This window comes from Mesorhizobium sp. NZP2298 (genome assembly GCF_013170825.1).
Lineage (GTDB): Bacteria > Pseudomonadota > Alphaproteobacteria > Rhizobiales > Rhizobiaceae > Mesorhizobium.
This window is the reverse complement of the sequence record NZ_CP033365.1, coordinates 5350185-5374504: the sequence shown is the minus strand read 5'-3', so window position 1 is coordinate 5374504 and position 24320 is coordinate 5350185. Positions and strand designations below refer to the sequence as shown.

17 protein-coding genes are annotated in these 24320 nt (G+C 58.1%); 6 read left to right on the top strand and 11 right to left on the bottom strand.

Going from position 1 to position 24320, the window contains the following annotated elements:
* The first annotated feature begins 263 nt into the window (after window positions 1-263).
* Window positions 264-1064, top strand: a complete 801-nt coding sequence (locus EB231_RS26040; RefSeq protein ID WP_206681860.1) for a class I SAM-dependent methyltransferase — start codon at window positions 264-266, stop codon at window positions 1062-1064.
* Between the two features lie 117 nt (window positions 1065-1181).
* Here EB231_RS26040 and EB231_RS26035 read toward each other — a convergent pair whose 3' ends face one another.
* From EB231_RS26035 to EB231_RS26000, 8 genes are read right to left on the bottom strand one after another with little or no spacing between them, the layout of a single operon-like run.
* Window positions 1182-4808 (bottom strand): glycosyltransferase, encoded by a 3627-nt coding sequence (locus EB231_RS26035; protein ID WP_172351329.1) that lies wholly within the window; start codon window positions 4806-4808, stop codon window positions 1182-1184.
* Between the two features lie 3 nt (window positions 4809-4811).
* The gene (locus EB231_RS26030; protein WP_172351328.1) at window positions 4812-6521 is read right to left on the bottom strand and encodes a class I SAM-dependent methyltransferase; all 1710 of its coding nucleotides are present in this window, start codon (window positions 6519-6521) and stop codon (window positions 4812-4814) included.
* The gene (locus EB231_RS26025; protein WP_172351327.1) at window positions 6518-7744 is read right to left on the bottom strand and encodes an ABC transporter ATP-binding protein; all 1227 of its coding nucleotides are present in this window, start codon (window positions 7742-7744) and stop codon (window positions 6518-6520) included. Before EB231_RS26025 ends, EB231_RS26030 begins: the two co-directional genes overlap by 4 nt.
* A gap of 2 nt (window positions 7745-7746) precedes the next feature.
* Window positions 7747-8532, bottom strand: coding sequence for an ABC transporter permease (locus EB231_RS26020; protein WP_172351326.1), 786 nt, complete (start codon window positions 8530-8532; stop codon window positions 7747-7749).
* A 36-nt stretch (window positions 8533-8568) separates the two neighbouring features.
* On the bottom strand, window positions 8569-9522 hold the full coding sequence (locus EB231_RS26015) for a GDP-mannose 4,6-dehydratase (RefSeq protein WP_172351325.1): 954 nt from the start codon (window positions 9520-9522) through the stop codon (window positions 8569-8571).
* 26 nt (window positions 9523-9548) lie between these two features.
* Window positions 9549-10535 (bottom strand): GDP-mannose 4,6-dehydratase, encoded by a 987-nt coding sequence (gmd, locus tag EB231_RS26010; RefSeq protein ID WP_172351324.1) that lies wholly within the window; start codon window positions 10533-10535, stop codon window positions 9549-9551.
* A 57-nt stretch (window positions 10536-10592) separates the two neighbouring features.
* Window positions 10593-12008 (bottom strand): mannose-1-phosphate guanylyltransferase/mannose-6-phosphate isomerase, encoded by a 1416-nt coding sequence (locus EB231_RS26005; protein WP_172351323.1) that lies wholly within the window; start codon window positions 12006-12008, stop codon window positions 10593-10595.
* Window positions 12008-13438: a phosphomannomutase gene (locus EB231_RS26000; RefSeq protein ID WP_172351322.1), complete on the bottom strand. Its 1431-nt coding sequence runs from the start codon at window positions 13436-13438 to the stop codon at window positions 12008-12010. Before EB231_RS26000 ends, EB231_RS26005 begins: the two co-directional genes overlap by 1 nt.
* Before the next feature lie 405 nt (window positions 13439-13843).
* Here EB231_RS26000 and EB231_RS25995 point away from each other — a divergent pair, with 405 nt between their 5' ends.
* Window positions 13844-15832, top strand: coding sequence for a nucleoside-diphosphate sugar epimerase/dehydratase (locus EB231_RS25995; protein ID WP_172351321.1), 1989 nt, complete (start codon window positions 13844-13846; stop codon window positions 15830-15832).
* 228 nt (window positions 15833-16060) lie between these two features.
* The gene (locus EB231_RS25990) at window positions 16061-16609 is read left to right on the top strand and encodes a sugar transferase (protein ID WP_172351320.1); all 549 of its coding nucleotides are present in this window, start codon (window positions 16061-16063) and stop codon (window positions 16607-16609) included.
* On the opposite strand, the gene EB231_RS25985 is transcribed toward EB231_RS25990, so the two are convergent.
* Window positions 16588-17541 carry an NAD-dependent epimerase/dehydratase family protein gene (locus EB231_RS25985; RefSeq protein ID WP_172351319.1) on the bottom strand — a complete coding sequence of 318 codons (954 nt, stop codon included), beginning with the start codon at window positions 17539-17541 and terminating at the stop codon, window positions 16588-16590. The two genes, EB231_RS25990 and EB231_RS25985, sit on opposite strands and share 22 nt — an antisense overlap.
* 18 nt (window positions 17542-17559) lie before the next feature.
* Window positions 17560-18891 (bottom strand): O-antigen ligase family protein, encoded by a 1332-nt coding sequence (locus EB231_RS25980; protein WP_172351318.1) that lies wholly within the window; start codon window positions 18889-18891, stop codon window positions 17560-17562.
* Between the two features lie 494 nt (window positions 18892-19385).
* Between EB231_RS25980 and cysD the strand changes: the two genes are divergently transcribed.
* Genes cysD through cysQ form a run of 3 tightly spaced genes read left to right on the top strand, consistent with a single transcriptional unit; the run spans window position 19386 to window position 23033 of the window.
* Window positions 19386-20291, top strand: coding sequence for a sulfate adenylyltransferase subunit CysD (gene cysD, locus EB231_RS25975; RefSeq protein WP_056563762.1), 906 nt, complete (start codon window positions 19386-19388; stop codon window positions 20289-20291).
* Between the two features lie 2 nt (window positions 20292-20293).
* Window positions 20294-22231 (top strand): sulfate adenylyltransferase subunit CysN, encoded by a 1938-nt coding sequence (gene cysN, locus EB231_RS25970; protein WP_172351317.1) that lies wholly within the window; start codon window positions 20294-20296, stop codon window positions 22229-22231.
* A 10-nt stretch (window positions 22232-22241) separates the two neighbouring features.
* Entirely contained in the window at window positions 22242-23033 is a 792-nt protein-coding gene (gene cysQ, locus EB231_RS25965) for a 3'(2'),5'-bisphosphate nucleotidase CysQ (RefSeq protein ID WP_172353021.1), read from the top strand.
* A 13-nt stretch (window positions 23034-23046) separates the two neighbouring features.
* On the opposite strand, the gene EB231_RS25960 is transcribed toward cysQ, so the two are convergent.
* Window positions 23047-24189: a DegT/DnrJ/EryC1/StrS family aminotransferase gene (locus EB231_RS25960; RefSeq protein ID WP_172351316.1), complete on the bottom strand. Its 1143-nt coding sequence runs from the start codon at window positions 24187-24189 to the stop codon at window positions 23047-23049.
* Between the last annotated feature and the right edge of the window lie 131 nt (window positions 24190-24320).

Here is a 24320-nt window from a genome sequence, read left to right as displayed (position 1 = left end):
CGCAAATGGAAGCATCGGCAAACGCGATTTTCGAGTAATGATCCTGCGGGATCACCCGTCTGCCAAACAGCTCTGTGCCCCATTCTCCTATGGCGACCCAATCGGCGTTGCTCCGGTCTCGATAACTGGGATCGTTTTTGGTTAGAGTTTTTCGCCTCGAGGCCGCCCGCGCCCTTTGCCTCGCGATTGGCGCCATGATGTAATGTTGCGTGGCACGAGCCCTCGTGCGAAATACCAGTTTTGGCTCTGAGTGGAGTTCGACATTGCCTTTGTCAGAAGTGATCAACGTCCATCGATACGAAGACAAGGAATGGATGTGGTTTCACCGTGACCTTGAAACCTATTCCACCGACAAGCACGTCTTTCAGCACACCAGCGGCCACATCGTTCGCAAAGGCTGGGAGTGGACTCATTGTCTTTTTGGCCTCGAACGGCTCGGCATGCTCCGTGCTGATCATCGTGCTCTCGGTGTCGGTGCTGGGCGCGAACCGGTGATCTTCTGGCTGTCGGAGAGGATCCGAGAAGTGGTCGCTACCGACCTGTATGGCAACGAGACCTGGGCCACGCAAAACGGCGCGGAGGCGCCGGCCGACATCCTCAAAGATGCTACCAAATATTGCCCACGATCCTTCGGGACCAACGTACGATTTCAAAACGCCGATGGAACCGATCTTCCATATCCCGATGGGAGTTTTGATTTCTGCTGGTCTCTCTCATCCATCGAGCATTTCGGCGGACATGAGCAGTCCCGCAAGGCTGTCCAGGAGATGGCGCGCGTGACCCGTCCGGGTGGAATCGTCTGTATCGCTACAGAATATTTATTGCTTCCTGATCAGACACACCCGGAATTTTTCAATAAGAGCGAAATTGAGCATTACCTTATAGAGGCAACGCCCGGTCTTGCACTGGTTGACGGCATGTGCTGGGACTTGCCGCCACATGAATTTCTCGTCGACCAAATTTGCTTTAGCAGCCAAGGTATACATCGTCTCCGGCGCCATGTAGTTCTGAACGATGGTCATCACCAATGGACATCGTTCATGCTCTTTCTGCGCAGAGTGTGAAGGCTTCTAGGCTGCTGAGACTATTGGGCCTCCAGAGGAAATCCTATCGGTATGCCGACACATTGCGGCGGCGGTAACGAAAGCGAGGCGCAACTGCCTACAGCGTCTGGAGTTCAGTTATGAACCAAGCCAGCTATCGTGGTGCTTGTTGTAAAGTGCTTTGAGCATGCGCTCCAGCCGTCCCGACAAAAGCTTCTGTTGATGCGTTGCACGCCAGCGTTCCGCGTCACTGGCCTTCTGTTTGACGGAGTCGGAATTCGACGAAAGCTCGGCAAGAAGACTTCGAACCCCGAGCGATATCGAAGCAGGGTCGTGACCCGGCAATTCAAATACGGCCTCACGGACATCATCGAAAATCGGAAGCGGAGTAACAGCCACGGGCCGTTCAGCGGCAATTCCATGACGAACGGCAGCACTTGAGGATTCGCCGGTCTCTTCGTATGGAAAAATGATCAGATCCGCGTCGGCCAAAAGCTCCAGGCTTTCTTGATCATCCAGGAACTTGGTGTGAAGCTCCACATATTGATCCAACCCCAGTTCCGCGATTAATTCGACGGCTTGCTCAATCAGCTGACGCGATTCTGGAATTTCATACTCAGCATTTACCATCCGCAGTCTCACATCAACGCCATTCTCCCGAAGCAGGCCGATTGCGCGGATAAGCGTATGGAGCCCTTTGGTAGGGAGGAAGAATCCGTATGAGGCAAGAAGATACGATTGTTCGGAAGCACGAACCACGTGCGGAGGACGTGGCTCGGACATCTCGATCAACCCATGCGGAAACAACGTAACGTTGTCCACCAGGCCGATATCCTTCAAGCGATTCATGTCGTCTACGGAATGAACCAGAATCCTGTGGCAACACGATAAGGCACCGACGATGTTCTTGAGTTTCCTTTCCGGAACGGAAGGGGGATCTTGCGTTGAATGAACAGTTAGAATCAATATAACGCCATTCGATATCTGAGTTTCAATGAATTTGGAAAGCTCTTCGAAATCAAAAAAACCATAGTTGAATTGGATGACGAGGACGTTGATTGAGTTTTCAGAAATTAAATTAGACATCTCGTTCAAATTGTCGCCCTGGGACCAGCATCGAAATATCTTCTCTTCCGGGAGGTTGGCTGCCGATTCGTTTGTTCCAAAGATAACCGGCATCTTTGAAAAGTGTGCCAGTAAGTGTTCGGAATAGCCTGCGATGCCACAGGCTTTCTTCCAGGTTGACACCCATCCGACATGAGGTTCCTTTGCCTTAGTCGCCAAGGATTGCCCGGCCGACTCCACGAGTCGCTGAGCGACGCCCTTCCACCGAAACTCGCGCAGGAGTTTCTTTCGGCCGAGGGCAGCGCGCTGCTTCAATTCCTCCTTGGGAGATTCGAAAACGCTGCGCATCGTATCTGCCAAATGGTCGATATCGGCTGTGGCCCAAACCGAATCGCTCAAGCCGAAATGCGCTTCCGTTCTCTCGAATCGGTAGTCAATCAGCCATGCTATTCCAGGTCGGCAAAAATCAACTTGCCCACCCCAAGCAGTCGTTATCACAGGGAGACCTGACATCATGGCCTCGGCCATGGGAAGACCGAACCCTTCGGCGCGGCTTGGGGCCACAAGGACGTGACACGCTTCGTATAACGCTTTCAGGCGTGGGCTATCAAAATCCTCGAGAATTATCTCAACCCTTGGAAAATCTTTGCGATTCCCAACGGCCTCCCGCAGCCATCGGCTAATCTCATTGTGAGGATTTGGGAAGGTCTTGATGATGAGGATCACGTCGTCGCGGGATGAAAAGGCTTTTCCATAAGCCTTCAGAAGCAGGTCCGCACCCTTTCGGGGAAAGCAGGATGAGACGTGCAAGAATCTGAACCCGCTGGGCGGCAGCCGAAATGCAGGATCGGCTACTATACGGTCCCAATGGTCGACGCCGCATCCTGAGACCGACAACGGTACCGTAACGCCGTGATCGATAAGAATCTTTTCCACGTGGGGCGATAGGCACGTGATCGCTTGAAGATGCTTGTTGAATTTTTCCACCCATTCGAGAGGGAAACCGGATTCCTCCCAAGCGTAGTGGTGGAGCATGTTGGTTGGACTTGCCATGTCGTCGACCCGCGGCGGGTAAAGGATTCGACTGGTGACATCGGCATCCCGTTGCTCCATTTCCATGGAGCGCATCCACATTGCATCCAGATCCGGGTTTTGCCGCAGGTAGATTGGATTTGGCAAAAAATCGCCCGGGCCCTCTGTCGAGAACAACGCTACGTCGTGACCCAAATCCGACAGCGCGCGTGCTGTCTCTCGATTTAACAAGGCCAGGCTATAGCTGCTGTCGAATGGCCCTTCCACCCGCCACCTTAGCTTCCTGGCTGGGTCGACGGAAGACTCATGTCTCCTTACTGCGCCGAAGGTGGCTTCTATGGCCTCTGCGGTAAGCAGAAGGTCTTCCTCCGTGGCTCCATCGATTGAGGCAATGGAGTCCACCAGCGCCCGGTAACCGGTGCCAACGGAGGCCTTGGCGGTGGCCCGATCTGACCGGCTCAGCACGGTTTCGAAAGCCCTAATCGCTCTCTGCGCGGATTGATCCCAAGAGAATAAACGTGCTTGATCCATTCCTCGCCGCGACAGCTCGGCGCGAAATTCATCGTCGGTAAGCGCTGCAAGCATCTTGTCGCAGATCGACTGCTCGTCCATCGGATCGAAAAGTGCCTGATCCCAACCGACCACTTCTGGAATGCTAGTTGTTCCAGCGGCGATGGTCGGCGCGCCGCATTTCATCGCCTCCAATGCAGGCAGACCAAATCCTTCGTGCAGGGACGGGAAAACAAAAAGCCGGCACATATTGTATAGCTCCAGAAGACCCTGGTCGCTTACATATCCAAACAGCCTAAAATCCTCGTCGGTCAGGCCGAGAGCATAGGCTTTCGCCTTTATATGCATCGCAGATACATCAGTAATTTTTCCCACAATGCCTAGAGTATGGCGTCGACGGACGTCTGGAGGAAGGGAAGAGAATGCTCCAAAAAGTCGGTCGATATTCTTTCGAAAATCCACACCTCCGGTGTAAAGAACCAGTTCGCGATTTAGCGAAAACTGCCTCGCCGTGTTGAGTTTATTAAATGGGACAATATGGCGAAATTCATCGGAGGCAGACGCCGATATATTGAATACTTTCTCTCTATCTAGCGGTAGCAGGGATATGGCCTCCTCTGCCGTGTATTCGGATATGGCTAGACATATGTCTGCTCTTCTTAGGTCATCTATTTTTCTTAAAAAGAATTCCTCTAAAGGCGTGTTTCTTCCGAGATAATTATCTCTATATATATATGGTATTAGATCGTAAAGAGTGGCTGAGACCAAAGATGTTCTTGGTTTCGCCGATATGCTGGAAGAGGAGTGGTCGCTAAAACCCTCAAAAAGGCTACTTAAGTGAACGACATCCGCATGGAGAGATTCCGTGAAAGCTTCAAATATACTCTCTGAGGCTGATTTTCGCCAGCCGATGTCGTAGCCATTGTGAATAGAGCGATTGGGGCCATACCAGACGTGGAATGAATGGTGGGGCGCCACATTGCTCAAAGACCCAAGGACGCTATCCAGAGAGTCGGGCATATTTCCGTTGAGAGCGAAGCAGACCTCATGAGCCCCCCGATTGCGATAGATCGCCTCTGCGAGGGAAATGGTATAGCGGCCGATCCCCCGAAATCGACTTTCAGTTTGGGCGCCTTGAAGATCTAAAACGATTCGCATGGATCAGTCTTTTTTCCGTGAAGGTCTTCTCAAATTCAGAAGAATCCTATTCGCCTGCGAGGTACTCAGTAATGTGCTGCCAGATTCGGATTTATTGTTTGGCAAGAAGGAAGTTGGCGTTGAGAAGGGTCTGCTAATGTCATCTAAGGTATATTCTTTTTTCGCAGACAATGCCCCAGCTTCGAAGGCGCCAGTTTCATTATTGGCAGAAGCAATAAGTCCGTGAGAAAAGTTATGTATTTTCGGATATCTTCTTATTATGCTTGACAAAAAAGTCTTAAGCCTTGGACGCAGAAGGACAAAACGTATTATTCCGCTATAGATCGGTCTTGTCTTATGCTTTGTCCAAATTCGAAGATCTGGAGTGCTCGCAGCGAATCGCTTCAACACCCTGCCGGTGCGGCGATAGGGGCCTGCCAGTTTCCATGATCTACTTTGATATATTTCTAAGACTTGATTTCTTAGGTATTCACGCTCAGCTACCGCACCTTCGAGTTGCCTGGCAAGAGAGGCGACCTGCTCGGCCTGCGCCGTAATGCGTTCGTTTAGTAGAGCAATTTCCGCATTCCGTTCTTCTGTCTCGGCTTCTTTGAGGGTCAACTGCTCCTGGTTCGCTACCTCGCCGCCCGCAATGTGTTGACGGAGGCGACCGATTTCGTTGTCGCGCGCGGCCACAGCCCTATCCTTTACAATCTCCTTAAGTTGTTTGCCGAGGGAAGCCACCGTGTTCGTGAGGGCAATGTTCCCTGTTCGTAGTAATTCCGATTGAGTAGAAAGATTGTCAGACAACTGCCGAAATTGATCGGTGCTTGAAGTTGTGGCGGCTTCGACCTTCTCCGATATACTGATAATATCGTTATCGGCTGAGCGGAGCCAGCCCTTTATTTCTTCGATTGAATCCGTGGCGGCCTTGACTTCTTCTGATATACTGGTGATCTCGTTGTCAGCGGAACGGAGCCAGCCTTTTATTTCTTTGACGTCAGCAGGTATTTTCTGCGACGTAGACTGAACGAACGCTGCGAGGGAGTCGGATGCTTCTGCGGACTGTTTTTCACTTTTTCTTGCCAGGCACGCATAGTCGCGCGCCACTTCGAACATGAGGTGCACGCTCCGTTCGATCGGTCCGGCTTCGATCATGGGCGAACCATTCAGCCTCAAGATTGCTGTGTCGGGGAATCCAGCTTCTTCCACCAAAAATTCAAGAAGGTCCGGGGGAAGGGGGCTTTTGTGAGTCGGGTCGAGGTGGAAGGTGTGGGTTCCAACCGAAATGTTTTCTGGGTTGGGCGTTTCCAGGACAAGCAGGCCGTCCTTCGCCATCACCCGGTGGCACTCGTCCAGCAACTCGATCAGATATTCGGTTGGCACGTGCTCGACCATATGGAAGGCCGAGATCACGACAGCGCTACAGTCCGGCTGCCTCTTTAGATATTCTAAGGCGTCATGCAGTTCGATCTTCAGTCCACGTTCTACCGCCTCCTGCGCCATGCCTCCGTTCAAATCCACGCCCGTGGCATCGAACCCAGCCTCGGCGAGTATTTCGAGCCATTCGCCGCGTCCGCAGCCAAGATCGATCGCCAGGGTCGGTCCCTCGGCCTGTCGCGGTACCTGCGCCAACAAGGGTTGGTAGATCTTCAGCCGATCCTTAATGAGTTCCCTCGAGCCGCGAAAGCGATCCTCGAAGGCCTTGTAGAGATCATCGAAAGTTTTTTTCATCTGACGATTTCGAACACGTGTTCAAGGCGGCTCGTCCCGACAAAGAACGGGCGGTCTGAATTGATGACGTCGAAAACCTCGACGTTTTCAATCCAGTCGAAATTGTTGTCGATGTGAACGTCTCCCGTATGGAGCGAAATGGAAAGCCCGTATGAACCCTGGCCAAGTGCGCAGGCAAAGCGCAGGTTACATTCCACCTTGTCTCCGGCTTTGATGCCTGAAAGCACCTGGCCCGTATGCCAGGTGTTTGTTCCCCAAACCGTGTGGCCGGCGCGGTCTTTCAGCATGAACCCGATGACGAGTTCCTGAATATCCTCCTTCGCTTCTATCCGGGCTCGAATTGTCACGCTCTGTCCTGAGATGGCGGTCTTGATCGGCTTCCCGTTTTCGCCGTCGATCAGCACGACGGATTCAACCGCGGCCGCCTTGGTTCCGCTCCTGCTGTAAAGCCAATTGTCCTTTTCGCGCCGTTGCTCGATGGTCAGCTTGGCGTTCTCCTTGGTCGCGATCAGGGCGTTGTAGTAGTCGACCACTTCGTCGGGCGGCCCGTCCTTCAGCACCCGTCCCTTGTCCAGCAGAATCACCCGGTCGCACAAGGATCTGACGTCGCCCATACCGTGGGTGACCAGAATGATCGACGTGCCGGCGGCCCTGAAACTGCGTATGCGGTCGAAACTCTTGTGCTGGAAATAGCTGTCGCCCACCGAAAGCACTTCGTCGACGATCAGCACCTCGGGCCGTTCAGCGGTGGCGAGCGCGAAGGCCAGCCGCGCCTGCATGCCGCTCGAATAGGTTCGCAGCGGCTGGTCGAAGAAGTCGCCGATCTCGGCAAAGTCCTCGATATGCGGCATCAGTTCGGCAAGCCGCGTTTGCGACAGCCCCATCAGTCCGCCGGCATGGTAGGCGTTCTGGCGCCCCGTGAATTCGGGGTTGAAGCCGAGCCCGAGTTCGAGGATGGCGCTGATGCGGCCGCCAACGCTTGCCGTGCCTTCGGTAGGCCGCACGGTGCCGGTGATCAGCTTAAGAAGCGTGCTCTTGCCGGCACCATTCTGGCCGATGAGCCCCAGCGCCTCGCCGGCCGCCAGGGAGAACGAGATGTCCCTTACCGGCCAGAATTCCTCCGTGGGCTTGACGGGCGCGCCGAACCAGCCGGCAAACCTTTCCAGATTGCTTGCGTAGGTCGCATAGCGTTTCGACAGATGGCTGACTGAAAGCACGGTCATGGCTACAGCACGTCGACGAGTTCGGGGCTTGCGCGCCGAAAGAAGATCATTGCGAAAGCCATGCTCACAACTCCCAGTGCAGCCGGCACGATCAGGCTTTCAGGGTTTGGCCAGCGGTTGAACAACAACGCGTCCTGATAAAGCGCCACCAGCGGCGCGATCGGATTGAGGCCGATCAGAAAAGCATATTTTTCGGGCAGAACATTGGCGGGATAGACGATCGGCGTCAGCCAGTACCAGAGCTGCAGCACGATCATCATGACTTGCGCCACATCGCGAATGAACACGTTCATCACGCCGAGGATCACGCCAAGGCCGAAGCCGATCGCGGCGATCATGATGATCCCGATCGGCAGCAAGACAAGGGCGCGGCCCGGAATATGCCCGAGGAAGATGAAGATGACAAACAGGGCGACGAGCAGCAGCAGGTGGTTGATGAGTGCCGTGCCCCCCACGATGACGGGCAGGCACAAGCGCGGAAAGGCGATCTTCTTCATCACCGGTGCCTGCTCGATGAATACGGTCATGCTGCGTGTCAGAATCTCGCTGAACAGCGTCCAGGCCGCCATGCCGGACAGGAGATAGATCGGATAGGCCGCGGGGCTGTCAGTGTCCGGGAGCCTTGCCTTGAGAACTTCCGAAAGGACGATCGAGAAGATGAGTGCCTGCGCAAGTGGGTGAAGGATGAACCACAGGCCGCCCAGGCGCGACCGCACGAAACGCCCTTTCAGGTCGCCCCTGATGGAGGAAATGATGAAATGGCGGTACTGCCACAGGCTTCGAAACATGTGCTCAACCTTTGGCGCGCTGCGGTGATGTCGTCATCAGGCATTACATAGCCGGTGCCAATACCCGAAAACGTCGGCTATTGTCTGCTCGAATGGCACCAAAGGCTGCCAATTGAGCTCGGCGCGTGCCTTTGAAGCATCACCTGATGCGGTGGGGATCTCGTTCGGCCGAAGTTTTTCAGGGTCGGCGCGTACTTCGATGTCGATGCCCGACTGCGCAACAAGCGTATCCAGGATATCACGGATTTTGCGGGGTTGTCCCGATGCGATGTTGTAGACTTGATCTGGTGCGGCATCCAGATTCAGCACCGCGGAGCTCGCATACGCGCGCACCACGTCGCGAACATCAAGGAAGTCGCGCTCCACCTCGAGGTTCCCGACGTGAATGACCGGTTCGCTCTTGCCGGACACGATCTCGGCGACCTGGCGTGCGAAGGCGGAAACCACATAGGCATCGGACTGACCGGGGCCGGTGTGGTTGAAGGGACGAAAGCGCACAGCGCGCAAACCTTCATACGCCATTTGCCCGATCATCAGGTCCGCGGCCGCCTTGGTGGCGCCGTAGACCGTCATCGGCCGAAGCGGCACATCTTCCGTTACCGGACCTGCCGCGCTCCGGAAGGAAGCGCCATAGGCTTCGGAACTACCCACATAGACAAACCGGGCGTCCGGCGCGTGGTGCAGCACGGATTGGGCGAGGTTCATCGTTCCCGTGAAATTGACGTTCCAGGCATGTCGCGGCGCGTTGCGTGCATCGGAAGGTGCGGCGACCGCGGCCAGATGAATGAGCGCGGTGGGCTGTACCTCGCGGACGGCCTCGTCGATCCCCTTTCGGTCCTGCAGGTCGATCGCGTTTCGTTGGCCTGCGCCATGGCCAAGCGGGAACACCTTGCAGCCAGCGTGTTCCCGCTCCAGCAGCCGCAACAGTGCTGTGCCGACAAACCCTGTTGCCCCGGTTATCAGGATGCGATGCGTCAACCTATCGACCATAACGCTAAAAGGGCTCTCCGCTCAACTCAGCGCTTGGCCGAGTTGGCATGACGTTCGAGATCGGCGTCCACCATTTCACGGATCATGTCTTCCAGCGAGATCGTCGCCTCCCATCCCAGCTTCTGCTTTGCTTTCGCAGGGTTTCCGAGCAGAATTTCGACTTCGGCCGGTCTGAACAGGTCCGGATCGATCACAAGGTGATCGTCGATCTTGAGCCCGACATGCTCGAACGCAATTCGGCACATATCGCGCACGGTCGTCGTCCTGCCTGTCGCGACGACGTAATCGTCCGGCTGGTCCTGCTGCACCATAAGCCACATAGCACGGACATAGTCCTTGGAGTGACCCCAATCGCGCTTGGCATCGATGTTGCCGAGCCGCAACTCCTTTGCCAGGCCTTTCTTGATGCGCGCCACCGCGTCCGTGACTTTTCGGGTGACGAACTCAATGCCGCGAAGCGGAGATTCATGATTGAACAGGATGCCGCTCGAGGCATGCAGGCCGAAGCTTTCGCGATAATTGATGGTAATCCAGTGGCCATAGAGCTTCGCAACCGCGTAAGGCGAACGCGGATGGAAAGGCGTTGTCTCCGACTGCATGGGCTCCTGGATAAGACCGTACATTTCCGAGGACGACGCCTGGTAGAAACGGGCTTCGGGCGATTCGAGACGAAGTGCCTCGAGCACATTGGTCACGCCTATGCCGGTGACATTGCCCGTCAGGATCGGCTGCTGCCACGATGATTTGACGAAGGATTGGGCGGCAAGGTTGTAGACCTCGTCGGGCTTGACATCGCGCATGGTTCGAGCCAGGCCGGACAAATCCGTCAGGTTGCCATCAACGATCCGGACATCGTTTTCGATGCCAAGCCATTTCAGGCGCGTTGTATTGACGTCAGCCGTGCTCGATCGCCGCGCCAGTCCGTGGACCTCGTATCCCTTGGAAAGCAGCAACTGCGCCAAATATGCGCCATCCTGCCCGGTGATGCCGGTGATCAAAGCTTTCTTTGTCATCAATGTTCTCGATTGTATCTGGTGTTTGCTCGCCAAGCATCGCGAGCCGGGGGATTGTCAGGCGCGACCATATACGTCGTCGAAGCGCACAATATCATCTTCGCCGAGATAATCGCCGCTTTGCACTTCAATGATCACCAGGTCAATTCTGCCGGGGTTTTCCAGCCGATGTTTACGGCCGCAGGGGATGTAGGTTGATTCGTTTGTTGCCAGGAACAACTCCTGGTCGCCATTGACGATTTTCGCGGAGCCGCTGACCACGACCCAGTGCTCCGAACGATGGTAATGCATTTGCAGGCTCAAACGCCTGCCCGGCTTCACCTCGATGCGCTTGATCTTGAAGCGCTCGCCTTCCTCCAGAACCGTATAGGTACCCCAGGGTCGGTGTACCGTGCTGTGAAGGAGATGCGCCCCATGTCCGGAAGCCTTGAGACTCTCGAACAGCTTTTTGACGTCCTGAACGCGGTCGCGGGATGCGACAAGCAACGCATCCGGGGAATCGACGATTATCAGGTCGTTGACGCCGACGGTGCCGATGACCCGCCTGTCGGAGGTGATATAGCTGCCGGCGGTGCCGATCATGTGAATATCGCCGCGTATCCTGTTTCCGTTTTCGTCGGGGGCGACCAATTCGGCCATCGCGTTCCAGGATCCGATGTCGTTCCAATCCATGTCGCAGGGTATCACGGCAAGATTGCCCGCCTTCTCCATGACCGCGTGGTCGAGAGAGATACGTGGAGCCGAGCCGAAATGCTCTGGCGCGAGTTCGATTTTGGCAAAGCCTTCGCCTTCGCTGAAACGGGCGTTCTCATAGCTTCTGGAAACGGCCTCGATGACCGCGGGACAATGCAAGGCCATTTCGGTGAGCATGGTCTGGGCGCTGAAGCAGAAGATGCCGGCGTTCCAGAAGAAACGCTTGGATGCGAGATAGGCTCGAGCGGTCTCGATGTCTGGCTTTTCAACGAAACGGACAACTTTTTCGCCGTCGGCTTCGATGTAGCCGAATGCGGTATCCGGTCTGGTTGGATTGATGCCCAGGGTTGCGATTCGGCCCTGTTTCGCGTGGTCGATGGCCCGGCCCATGACATTCAGAAACGCAGGCAGATTGCCGATCATGTGATCCGCGGGAAAGACGCACAGGATTGCGTCAGGTCCCTGCGTCGCCTTGGCGTGGATCGTGGCGGCGGCGACGGCGGCGGCGGTATCGCGGCCTTCCGGCTCAAGCAGAAATGTGCGTGGCAGCACGACTGAGTCCAGTTGGTCGAAGTCGTCCTTGGTCAGGAAGAGGTGGTCGCGGGAAGTCACCGCAACGAGTTCCACGACGCCCTCGATCGAAGCAGCGCGCAACACGGTGTGTTGAATAAGAGAGTGTCCGTCTGCCACTTTGAGGAAAGGCTTGGGGTGCGATTGCCTCGAGGCAGGCCATAGACGCGATCCGGCTCCCCCGCTGATGATGACGGGAACCACTTTCATTAAACGCCCTCTGTTTCGTCTGTGGATGTGATTGCCCGCGCCCTTTCAAGCGTAAGCGCCACGATCGCTGCCGCTCTGTCCTGGTTTGCAGCCTCCGAGTAGCACCGCAGTTCCGGCGCATTGCCGGACGGCCGCAGATGGATGATCTCGCCAGTCGCCATTCGTGTCCTGAGGCCATCGGTCTCATCGACTTGAGCGACAGTCCCGAAAGGGGCCAGAAATCGCTGCAGTTGTTCCCGATCGGCGAGCCGACGCATCAGGCTGCGCGAACTTTCCACCGGGAAGTTTTCAAGGCGCTCGCTCGCGCATGCCGGGAGCTTCCAGAGTTCGCGCAGATGCGACAGCTTTTTTCCTGCCGACGCAACCGTGCCAAGGACGGCGAGGATGGGGAGCATCGCATCTCGCGTCGGCAGTGCCGTCAATGTCCTCCCGTGCAGCGAACAGTCTGACCCAAGGAGGACGCCGCCATTGGCCTCAAAGCCGAGGACGATGCTGCCGGTACGGTATGAAGCTTCCATGGCTTCGATCACGAACGGGGATCCGACCTTCGTCCTCAGCACCTCAAAACCGAAGGTTTTCGAAATGCCTGAATTGGAGGTCACCGGTGTCACGACAACATCTGCCCGCAAATACAAGGCTACGGCGAGGCCGATCAGGTCGCCGCGAAACAGATCACCGTTCTCATCGGTGATGAGCGGACGATCGGCATCGGCGTCCGTCGACACGATGGCATCGAGTTTGAATTCTCGCGCCCAATCCCTGAACTTTGCAATTGTGGTCGGGCTCACAGCCTCTGTGTCAACGGGCACGAAAGTATCTGATTTCCCGACGGGCGTCACGCTGGCGCCGAAGGATCGGAGAATCTCGACCAGGAGATCCGCCGCGACCGAGCTGTGTTGATAGACACCGATCCTTAAACCCGAAAGGGAACCGGGCTTCAATATATCCTCGGCGCGTGCGCGATAAGCGGCGATCACCTGATCATGGTGTGTCGGAAATGCGGTTTCCGTAGACGGCGGCGAGCGATAGGAATCTGACTTTTCAGCGGCATACTGTGCGATGGCGACTTCATCGGCTTTGCTGATCTCGCCACGCGGGCTGTAGAACTTGATGCCGTTGCGGTCGGCAGGAATATGCGAACCCGTCACCATGAGCGCCGCCATGCCATGCTGCAGGCCATAGAGCGCCAAAGCCGGTGTCGGAATGGCGCCGCAATCGATCGGTTGAAGTCCGCTGGTCGCCAAGGCCGCCATGCAGTTGGCGGCAATGGTGGGACTGCTGTCACGCAGGTCGCGACCTACCAGCACCCTGGCTTTCGGCTGGACCCCGCCTGCGGCCAGGCGCCAAGCGAAAGCCTCGGTAAAAAGTCCACTCGGCTTCCCGACCAGTTCCGAAGCCAGGCCTCGAAGGCCACTCGATCCAAATTTCATCACTTCGCTTTGGCTGGTGAAGGAAAGGCCGTCATATTGCAGTAGGCTCCTCTGTCAACCGAAAATCGCTTGGCCAGCCGTCCAGCGTTTCCCTCGTGATCTTCAAAATAGTGCGTCGGCAATGATTTCGACGACACTTGGTGAGTATCGGTCCGGGAGGCCTGTCACTTGTATAAGCGGGAGCTACTTTTGCACTTGCTGTTGCACACGGTCCTGATCGACATGCCCGGTCTAATCAACCGCCTGTGAAAAAATCTCTGGCGATGGCCTCAAGTCCACGCTATGCGATAGAGAAGGCGGGGGCCGAGGATTTGGCGCTGACAACGGGTGGCCGGTGGCGAATGGTATTCGATCTGGCTTCGTACTAGTGTTGAAGTTCTCACGCCCGGAGTTCAGTACTGCCCGATGACATCCCATCTAGAAGCCGTATCCGGACTTCGGCCGAAGGTGCGTCGCGCTATCATCATGGTTCTGGATATCGTGATGGTCCTTATCGCGGTGGCGCTCAGCCTGGCTTTATCGCAATCGAGACTGTCGTTCGAAGCCTTTTCCCCAGCGGGTTTTGCTTGCTGGGCGAGCATCATTGTTCTCAGCCACCTGCTGTTTAGATATTGCGGCCTTTACAATACCGTGTGGCGTTTCGCCTCGACGCCGGATTTCTTCAACATCCTGAAGAGTTGCGGAATCTTGACGGTCACGCTTTATTGCGTTTCGCTCGTTGTCCGTTCCTTTCAGCCTGTGGCGGGCCTCAACGAGCGCCAGTTTATCGTCTTTTTTCTGGTTTCTTTCACCATCATCTCCGCGCCTCGGATTTTCTATCGGTTCCTTCGCGACGGTGCGAGTTGGCGCATCTTGAGCCGCGGCACCGGCAAGACCTCGATCAAGCGGGCGATGTTCGTCGGCAAGTTGAGCGAGGCAGACGTAATCATCCGTTTCACCCGCACAGCCCAGCCGGCCGAGTATTCCATTGTCGGAATCTTGGCGATCGAAAACGGGGCTCCCGAGGGCACCCGTATCCAGGGCGTACCCGTCGTGGCCATTCGCCCCCGCCTGGTCGAGGCGCTGGAGGAATACGCAAAGGGGACGGCAAGTCTCGACTTGCTTATTTTCGGCAGCGGTGCCGAGCATGAGATCGAAGAGTATTCCGAACTCGTTCGGGTCGCCCGGCATGGCGATATAGCGGTCGTGCAGTTCTCGGGACTTTCGCAACTGGGGCAGGAGGGAAAGCTCGTTCTCGACGCTGTCGAGATGGAAACGATCCTGCGTCGCTCGACGGTGCCGTCCGATATCAAACGCATCGGCGCCTTCGTCGGAGGTAAGCGTGTTCTGGTGACGGGTGGCGCCGGTTCCATCGGCCGAACCCTGGTCAAACGGTCGCTGGAGCTTGGAGCCGACGCGGTCCTGGTTGTCGACAATTCCGAGTTCGGTATCTTCCAGTTGAGCCAATATATTGACGAGCAGCACCATGACCGTCTCAAGGTCCGTATCGCCGATGTCGCCGATCGGCGCCAGATAACGCGCGTCGTCTCGGAATTCAAACCGGATATCATCTTCCATGCGGCGGCGCTGAAGCACGTTCCGCTGCTCGAGGAGAATTGGGACTCGGCCATCCAGACCAATGTTTTCGGGACACTCGTCTGCGCAGAGGTTGCCGCCAGATGCGGAGTGGCGCAGTTTGTCCTGGTGTCGAGCGACAAGGCCGTGGATCCGTCGTCCGTGCTTGGCATCACGAAGCGGGCTGCAGAACAGATCGTCAGCGCCTTGCATGGGACACCCCCGAGCGACCCGGGTGGGCGCCGCCCCGCCACCAAGTTCATCGCCGTCCGTTTCGGCAACGTCTTTGGCAGCAACGGTTCCGTGGCGACCATATTCCAGTCGCAGATCGAGGCTGGCGGACCTGTCACCATCACCGACCGGCGCATGACACGCTATTTCATGACAGTGGCCGAAGCCGTCGATCTCGTCATCATGTCGGCGGCCGATGCCGCATCGCGGCCAAGCGGCGAAGATTATGCCGTCTATATGCTCGACATGGGCAAGCCGGTGCCGATCCTCGAAGTGGCCGAAACGATGATCCGCATGTCGGGAAAGAGCCCGTACACGGACATCCCGATCCGCTTTACCGGCATCAGGCCTGGCGAGAAGCTCCATGAAACGCTGCATGGTGAAGACGAGGAACTCGTCGAACTCGGCATTTCGAAGATTTTTGGCTTGAGCACGGACGTTGTGGAGTGGTCGGATGTCCAGGTCGCACTTGCCGCACTTCAGCAATCGATGAAGAACCAGGGCAAGGCCGCGTCGCTCGCCGTGCTGGCAGGTCTCGACCGCGCCAAGAAGGCGAGGGGGAGTACGGACCAGCGGGCAATCCCGAAAACCGCTGGGCAGGCGACTTAAACCTGCCGGGGCGATCTTCGGTCTTGAAACCTGGTTGGCGCAAACGCAAAAAGCTGTCTCCATCGGCGGCTTTCTGCCGGGACCAAGCGGCACCCCATGTACTGAACCTTGAATGGCCGCGCGGTGCGCTTGGTCGAGAGGCGACCACGTGCTAGGTCGACCGGATTGACGGCTTCATCAGCGGTGTTGCCCTGCGGGGCTTTTGGCAGGGAGCACGATCGGCCATTCATGAAGGCAGCCAAGAAAATCTTCGATCTTGCCGGCGCGACCCTGCTGCTGGTGGCCACATCTCCCGTTCTATTGCTCGCCATGCTCGCCGTGCGGGCATCGTCACCCGGTCCAGCAATTTTTTCCCAGACACGGGTCGGTCGCGACGGCGTGCTGTTTCGCTGCCACAAGTTGAGGACGATGGTCCAGGGGACGCCGTCCTTGCCCTCGCATGAAGCCCCGGCGAATGCCGTGACTGCTGTCGGAAGGACCTTGCGGAAGTTCAAGCTCGATGAACTGCCGCAATTCTGGAATGTTCTGAAAGGCGAGATGAGCTTGGTCGGGCCGCGTCCCTGCCTGCCGACACAGACGGAGTTGATCGAGTATCGCAGGCGGCTGGGGGTTTTGGCGGTACTGCCAGGCATAACGGGCATGGCCCAGATCAGGGGCATCGACATGTCGAACCCGCGGCTCCTGGCCGAAACGGATGCTGCCTATCTCAGGACGGCGTCATTCTGGCTCGACCTTCGTATCCTGTTTGGAACGCTCTATCGCAACGGAGGCGATTGAGCGTTTGCGAACCGCGCCATCTCGACCAGTCGTTCCAGCGTGCCGCTTTCCGGCAGCCAGCCTTCGGATACCAGCAAGGCAGGGTTGCATATCTGCGTCGCGGTCATGCTGTCCCAGAATATCCGCTTGCCCGAGAGGATCGCGGCCGCCCGCAACGGCGCGGCCGGCACGGCCATCAGGCGCGTCGGCCGTCCGAAACCGCTGCGAAAGGCGTGCACAATGTCGGCGATCGATATCGGCGGCACATCGCTGGCAATGTAGATCGGACGCAGCGATCCCGAACGGCTGAGCAGATGCCATATCGCTCCCGCCGCGGATTGCGATGACAGCAGGGAGCGGGCTGCCGTCAGGGCACCTGCCGGCAGCGGCAGGGCCGTGTCGGCCAGGCGCATCAGCGTTGCCAGGTTTCCCTTCATGCCGCTTCCGTAGACTGGAGGCAGCCGCAATACGATGCCGTCGGAACGGCCATGCGATGCATAGGCGTCCAGCACCCTGATCTCGGCTTCACGCTTCGAGCGCCCATAGGCGCATTGCGGATCGGGCATCGTGTCCTCGTTGATCGTTGCGCTGACGCGCGCGCCGATCACGGCCCGGGTCGAGGAGAGCTGGATAAAACGTCCGCTTGCCTGCTCGGCGGCGGCCTGTGCCAGCCGCCCGCTCAATTCCGCATTGGCCGCCCGGAAATCGGCTTCGGTGGCGTTGCCTTCATCATTGTTCAGGCCCGCGCAATGGACGACATCCGTGACATCCCTGGTAAGCGCCATGAAGGCAGCGGTCGGCGCATCGAAACCGGGCATCCGCATGGCGTCATGTCCCGGACCAAGCCTCTCCGGGTGGCGGGACGCCAGGCGAAGCTCGGCGCCTGCTTCGCGAAGCCGGTGCACCACCTGACGGCCGATGAAGCCCGTCGCGCCTGTCACCAGAACTTTCATGGCCTTTGCCCGAAACAGCTATTGGATGGCGGATGGAAGCGCCTGCTCTTCCGTCCTTGGCGGGAGAATATGTTTTTCGGTCACAAGCGAAAGTGCCTGGCCTTCCGCCAACGGAGCCTGACGCCCGGAGGCAAGATAGGTTCCCGACACCAGGAACACCATCAGTACCGAATCCAGGATGTCATGGCCGATCAGGATGCCCGTCATCCCTGCGGTCAGATAGGTGATCAGAACGATGACGATCATGGTAGCGCCGAACCGCTCGATTGGGTCCGTGCTGTTGCGCAGCACCAGGGCGGCATTCCAGGCGGCAACCACGAAGATCGCCGCCAGCGTCACGGCGCCCAGTATTCCCGCCTGCACCAGGGCGGTCAGAAAGCCGTTGTGGAAATGACTGAAGCCGGCGTCCATGCCGAACTGATCCTGGAAGCCCTGCTTTATCAAGGTCTGGGTGGCACCCACTCCATGTCCGAACAATGGCATCTCATGAAACGCCTTGAGGCCGATATCCCACAGAGCTGCGCGCAATCCCAAGGGTGTCGTGTGGTCGCCATGGGTGGCAAGCGCATCCCAGTCGGAGCGCAGAAAATCGACCCGCCCGGATATGGTCTGGAAGCCGACAGCAGCGACCACGACGCCGACTGCCAGCAACAGCAACAGCAGGCGCACGGCATTTCTTCCTCTCAGTTTCCGCTGGTTGATCAGCAGAACGGCGATGCCGGCGATCAGCAGTGCCAGCCAGATAATGCGTGTTTGGGAGTAGATGATGGCGATCGTCCCGCCGAGTGCCGCGCAGACGAGGGCGATCCCGCGTCGCTCGATGCCCGACAGGGCAGCGGCCACACAGACCATCACTCCAAGGCAGAGGACCTCCGCGAACACGATTGCGTTTCCGGCTCCGCCCTCGGCGCGCTTACCAAGCCAATATTGTTGGAAGACCGCCAGAAACAGCGCCACAAAACAGGCCGCCATGCTGCTCAGCACGATGATGCGCACGAGCGTCGTTTTCTGCGTAATGCTCCAGGTCGAATAGGAGATGGGGAAGAACAGGAAGGTGACGAGCGGGATCAGGTGCGACGCGTCCCTGGCGATCGCGTTGTTGACGATGGAAGCCACGAGATTGGCCGCGCAATAGGCATAGATCGCGATCGTCAGCACCATCATCGCCGGGTCGGTATTGAAACGTCTTTTCCTGAAGGCGATCAACAGGATGGACCACAGGCCACCACCATTGAACACGAAGCTGACCACCGATCCCAGAACCGGGGGAAAAAAGAAGCAAAGAATGGAAAAATAGATATTGATCCGCGAAGGCGTGAATTGCTGTCTTACAGACGAAAGCCGGTCCAAGTTTCGGGCTCGCTATTCTCGAGTAGCTTTATGCGGCACATCCCGTTTAGTGGAACCGAATGTGCTCGCCTCGAAATTGCCCATGCCTCATGATGCATCTTGCCCGCTTCGAGACGCTTGTATAGCGGCTGAGCTGTCTTTTCGATAGTGCGGCGGGACAGGTTGTCACCGAAAATCGGCGGCCGGCGCCCGTCGATTGGGAAAGGGTTCCGGAAGCGTTAGCCGTCACATTCTCCCGAGCAATATTTTTCCTGCCTTTTCTCGATTGGAGGCCCTGCGAACAGAAATTTCGGGGTTCTGGCGAAAGCATGGAAAATTCATTCTCGAACCGATGCCTGCCAGGCTCGTCTTGCATTGTTCTGCCGTGCGCCGATCTGCTAGAACGCCCGCACGAAAACACTTTGTCCAGAAGCGAAGCTTGAACCGGGCGCAAAAAGCTCGATGATTTGACGCAAGGTCTTCTGTAGCAAGGCACGAGAGAACGCTCACAGTCCATGACCATAGCGCTTACGCATCTGCAGCGGCTTGAAGCCGAGTCCATCCACATATTCCGCGAGGTTGCGGCCGCCTTCACCAAGCCGGTCATGCTCTATTCAGTCGGCAAGGATTCATCCGTGCTGATGCATCTGGCAATGAAGGCGTTCTATCCCGCCAAGCCGCCATTTCCATTTCTTCACGTCGACACCACCTGGAAATTCCGCGAAATGATCGCTTTTCGCGATCAGATGGCGCAAAAACTCGGCTTCGACCTGCTGGTCCATGTCAACGAAGACGGCGTGCGCGACAACATCAATCCGTTCGACCACGGCTCGAACACTCATACTCATGTGATGAAGACCGTGGCGCTGCGCCAGGCGCTCGACAAATACGGTTTCGATGCCGCCTTTGGCGGCGCTCGCCGCGACGAGGAGAAGTCGCGCGCCAAGGAGCGCATATTCTCGTTCCGCAATGCCCAGCATGTGTGGGACCCGAAGAACCAGCGCCCCGAAATGTGGAAGATATTCAACACCCGCATCGCATCGGGTGAATCGATCCGCGTCTTCCCGCTGTCGAACTGGACCGAACTCGATATCTGGCAGTACATCCTGCAGGAGAACATCCCGATCGTGCCGCTCTATTTCGCCAAGGAACGGCCGGTGGTGGAACGCGACGGCATGCTGATCCTCAAGGATGACGACCGCATGAAACTGCGTCCCGGCGAGACGGTGGAGAACCGGCTGGTCCGGTTCCGTACTTTAGGCTGCTATCCGCTCACCGGCGCCATCGAATCCGATGCCGACACGCTCGAAGCCATCGTTGGCGAGATGCTGACCGCGCGCACCTCTGAACGCCAAGGTCGCCTGATCGACCGTGATGAGGCAGGCTCGATGGAAAAGAAGAAGCGCGAGGGGTATTTCTGACCATGCGTCATATCATGGCAAAAAGCCTTGCTCCCACCGACAGCGTCCGTGATTATCTGGCCGCGCAGGAGAAGAAGTCGCTGCTGCGCTTCCTGACCTGCGGTTCGGTCGACGACGGCAAGTCGACGCTGATCGGACGCTTGTTGTCCGACACCAAGCAGATCTTCGAGGACCAACTCGCCGCGCTCGAGCGCGATTCGCGCAAGCACGGCACCACCGGCGACGACATCGATTTCGCGCTGCTGGTGGACGGCCTCGAGGCCGAGCGCGAGCAAGGCATCACCATCGACGTCGCCTACCGCTTTTTTGCCACGCCGAAGCGCAAGTTCATCGTCGCCGACACGCCCGGCCACGAACAGTATACGCGCAACATGGCGACGGGCGCCTCGACCGCCGACCTGGCGATCGTGTTGATCGATGCAAGGCAAGGGGTGCTGCGCCAGACAAGGCGTCATTCGATTATCGCTTCGCTGCTCGGCATCCGCCATATCGTGCTGGCGGTCAACAAGATCGATCTCGTCGATTTCGACCAGGCGGTTTTCGACCGGATCGTCGAGGACTACGGACAATTCTCGCGTGATCTCGGCTTCCAGACCATCGTGCCGATCCCGATGTCGGCCCGCTACGGCGACAATGTCAGCGGCCGCTCCGACAACATGCAATGGTATTCCGGCCCGACGTTGATCGAGCACCTCGAGACCGTTTCGGTCGAAGAGGCGGCTGTCGAGCAGCCATTCCGTTTTCCGGTGCAGTACGTCAACCGCCCCAATCTCGACTTCCGCGGCTTTGCCGGCACGATCGCGTCCGGCGCCATTGCGCCAGGCGACGAGGTCGTGGTCGCCAAATCCGGCAAGTCCTCGCATGTCAAACGCATTGTCGCCTATGGCGGCGATCTCAAACAGGCGGTGGCCGGCCAGGCCATCACGCTCGTTCTTGACGATGAGGTCGAGGTCTCCAGAGGCAATATGCTGGTTTCGCCGGCCGCCAGGCCGCAGGTTGCCGATCAGTTCGCCGCCAACATCGTCTGGTTTGACGAGCATGCGCTGCTGCCGGGCCGTTCCTACATCCTGCGCACCGAAACAGACCAGACCAGCGCTACCGTCACCGACCTGAAATACCGTATCAATGTCAACGACTTCGCCCATGAAGCAGCCAAGTCGCTTGAAATGAACGAAGTCGGCATCTGCAACATCTCGACGCGGGTGCCGATCGCCTTCGATCCCTTCGCCGAGAATCGCATCACCGGCGCTTTCATCCTGATCGATCGCATCTCGAACGCCACCGTCGGCGCCGGCATGATAGTGCATTCGCTGCGTCGTGCCGAAAACATCCACTGGCAATCGCTCGATGTCGGCAAGCGCGTGCGCGCCGATATGAAGAACCAGCGGCCCGCCGTGTTCTGGTTCACCGGGCTTTCGGGCTCCGGCAAGTCGACCATCGCCAATTTGTTCGAGAAGAAGCTGTTCGCCACCGGCCGGCACACCTATATCCTGGACGGCGACAATGTCCGTCACGGTCTCAACCGCGATCTAGGATTCACCGATGCCGACCGGGTCGAGAACATCCGCCGCGTGGCCGAAGTGGCCAAGCTGATGGCCGATGCCGGGCTGATCGTCATTGTCTCGTTCATTTCGCCGTTCAGCGCCGAACGGCGCATGGCGCGCGAACTGATGGCCGACGGCGAGTTCATCGAGGTGTTTGTCGACACGCCTTTCGAGGAGTGCGCCAGGCGCGATCCGAAGGGCCTCTACGCCCGGGCGCTGAACGGCGAGATCAAGAACTTCACCGGTGTCGATTCTCCTTACGAAGCGCCGGAAAAACCGGAAATCCATCTCAAGACGCTCGGCAGATCGGCTGAAGAGATGGTAGATGCCCTGGAACACTGGCTGAACGAGCGTGACATTGCCGAAGACCAATATGACAATGGCGGCGGTATCTGACGACGAGTCGATGCTCGACATCTTCGAGCAACTGGCCCTGGCGGCCGGACGCGAGGTCATGCGTGTGTTCCACGCAGGCTGCGCGGTTGACCGCAAATCAGACTCCTCGCCGGTGACCGAGGCGGACCGCGAGAGCGAGAAGATCATTCTCGCCGGCCTGCGCGCCGCATTTCCCGAGATTCCCTGCGTGGCCGAGGAGGAAGCGGCGGCCGGTGTCATGCCGCCCGATCTTGGCGACGCCTTCTTCCTCGTCGATCCGCTCGACGGTACCAAGGAATTCGTCAATCGCCGCACCGACTTCACCGTCAACATCGCGCTTGTGCGCCATGGGGTGCCGGAAGTCGGTGTCGTCTTCGCGCCTTGCACAGGCCGCTTCTTTTCCGGCCGGCCGGGCAGGGCGGAAGCCCTGGAAATCGACGGCGACTACCAGATCGTCGGCCGCAGGCCGATTTCGGTGAGAACGGCAGCGGCCCCGCTGGCCGTGGTTGCCAGCCGGTCGCACAACACGCCGGAAACCGAAGCCTATATTCGCGACCTCGGCGCCGCCGAGATCGTCTCGGTCGGGTCGTCCTTGAAATTCTGCCTTCTGGCGAGTGCCGAGGCGGACGTCTATCCGCGTTTCGGCCGCACCATGGAATGGGACACCGCTGCGGGCGACGCTGTGTTGCGCGCGGCGGGCGGTACGACACGCACGCTGGACGGCAAGCCCTTGGCCTACGGCAAACGCGATCAGGCCGACGACGAGGATTTCGCCAACCCGCATTTCATCGCCAGCGGCAGGCCAGGGGCAGGCCCAGCCTGAAAGCCGCTGCCGATTACTCGGCTGCGGCCTGCGCCGAGTTCGAGCCGATATAGTTGCGGATCGTCTCGATGATCCGGTCCTGGTCGGCTTCGCTGAGATAGGGGTGCATCGGCAGGCATAGGATGCGCTTCGGCAGGTCCTCCGAAACAGCAAGGCCGGTCGGCGTGCGCGGGTAGTCGCGATAGGCGACCTGCGCATGCAGCGGCTTGACGTAGTAGATGACGGACGGAATGCCCTTCTCTCCGAGATGCGCCTTCAGACCGTCGCGCTTGGGCGTCTCGATCGCGTATTGGGCCCAGGCGGACCGGCTGCCATCGAGATTGCGGGCAGCCGTGACGATGTCGCCGAGCCCTTCGGCATAGCGATTTGCCACCACCTGGCGCGCGACCATCTCCTCTTCGAGGATGGCGAGCTTTTCTATGAGGATCGCCGCCTGCAGCGTGTCGAGACGCGAATTGATGCCGACGCGAACATTGTCGTACTGGGTCTCGCCCTTGCCGTGGAAGGCGAAGGAACGCAGCTTGTCGGCCAGCGCGTCATCGTTGGTGAACATCGCGCCGCCGTCGCCATAGCAGCCAAGCGGCTTGGCCGGGTAGAAGCTGGTCGAGCCGACATGGCCGAAGGCGCCGCACATTTTGCCGTCATGCGATCCGCCCATCGACTGGGCGGCATCCTCGATCACCAACAGTCCTTCGCGGTCGGCAATGGCCATGATTGCCTCGTAGTTGGCGGCTAGGCCGAACAGGTCGACCGGGATGATCGCCTTCGGCTTCAGCCGGCCTTCCTTCTTGATCATGGCGATGGCCGCCTCGAGACTGGCGATGTCGATGTTGTAGGTAACTGGATCGACATCGACGAACACGGGTTCCGCCTTGGCCAGCGCCACCACTTCGGCGGTGGCGGCGAAGGTGAAGCTCGGCACGAACACGGCATCGCCCGGGCCGATGCCGGCCGCAAACAGCGGCAGCAGCAGCGCGTCGGTGCCGTTGGCGCAGGCCACGACATGCTTGGTGCCGACATAGGCGGCGAGCTTCTTCTCGAATTCAGCGACCTGGGGGCCGAGGATGTAGCGACCGTCCTCGACAACATGGTCGATCGCGGCTTTCAGCCGGTCGCGGATGCGTTCGCGCTGCGCGCCAAGATCAATGAACTGCATGTCGGCCTCAAAAACGGTTTTTAACAAGGCGGTTTAGCCAGATAACGGCCCGCTGGTACCAGAGTTGCGCCTGCCGAGAAAGCCGCACAATCGGGGCCGCCAATTGCCCGGCTGTCGCGTTCTGTTACCAC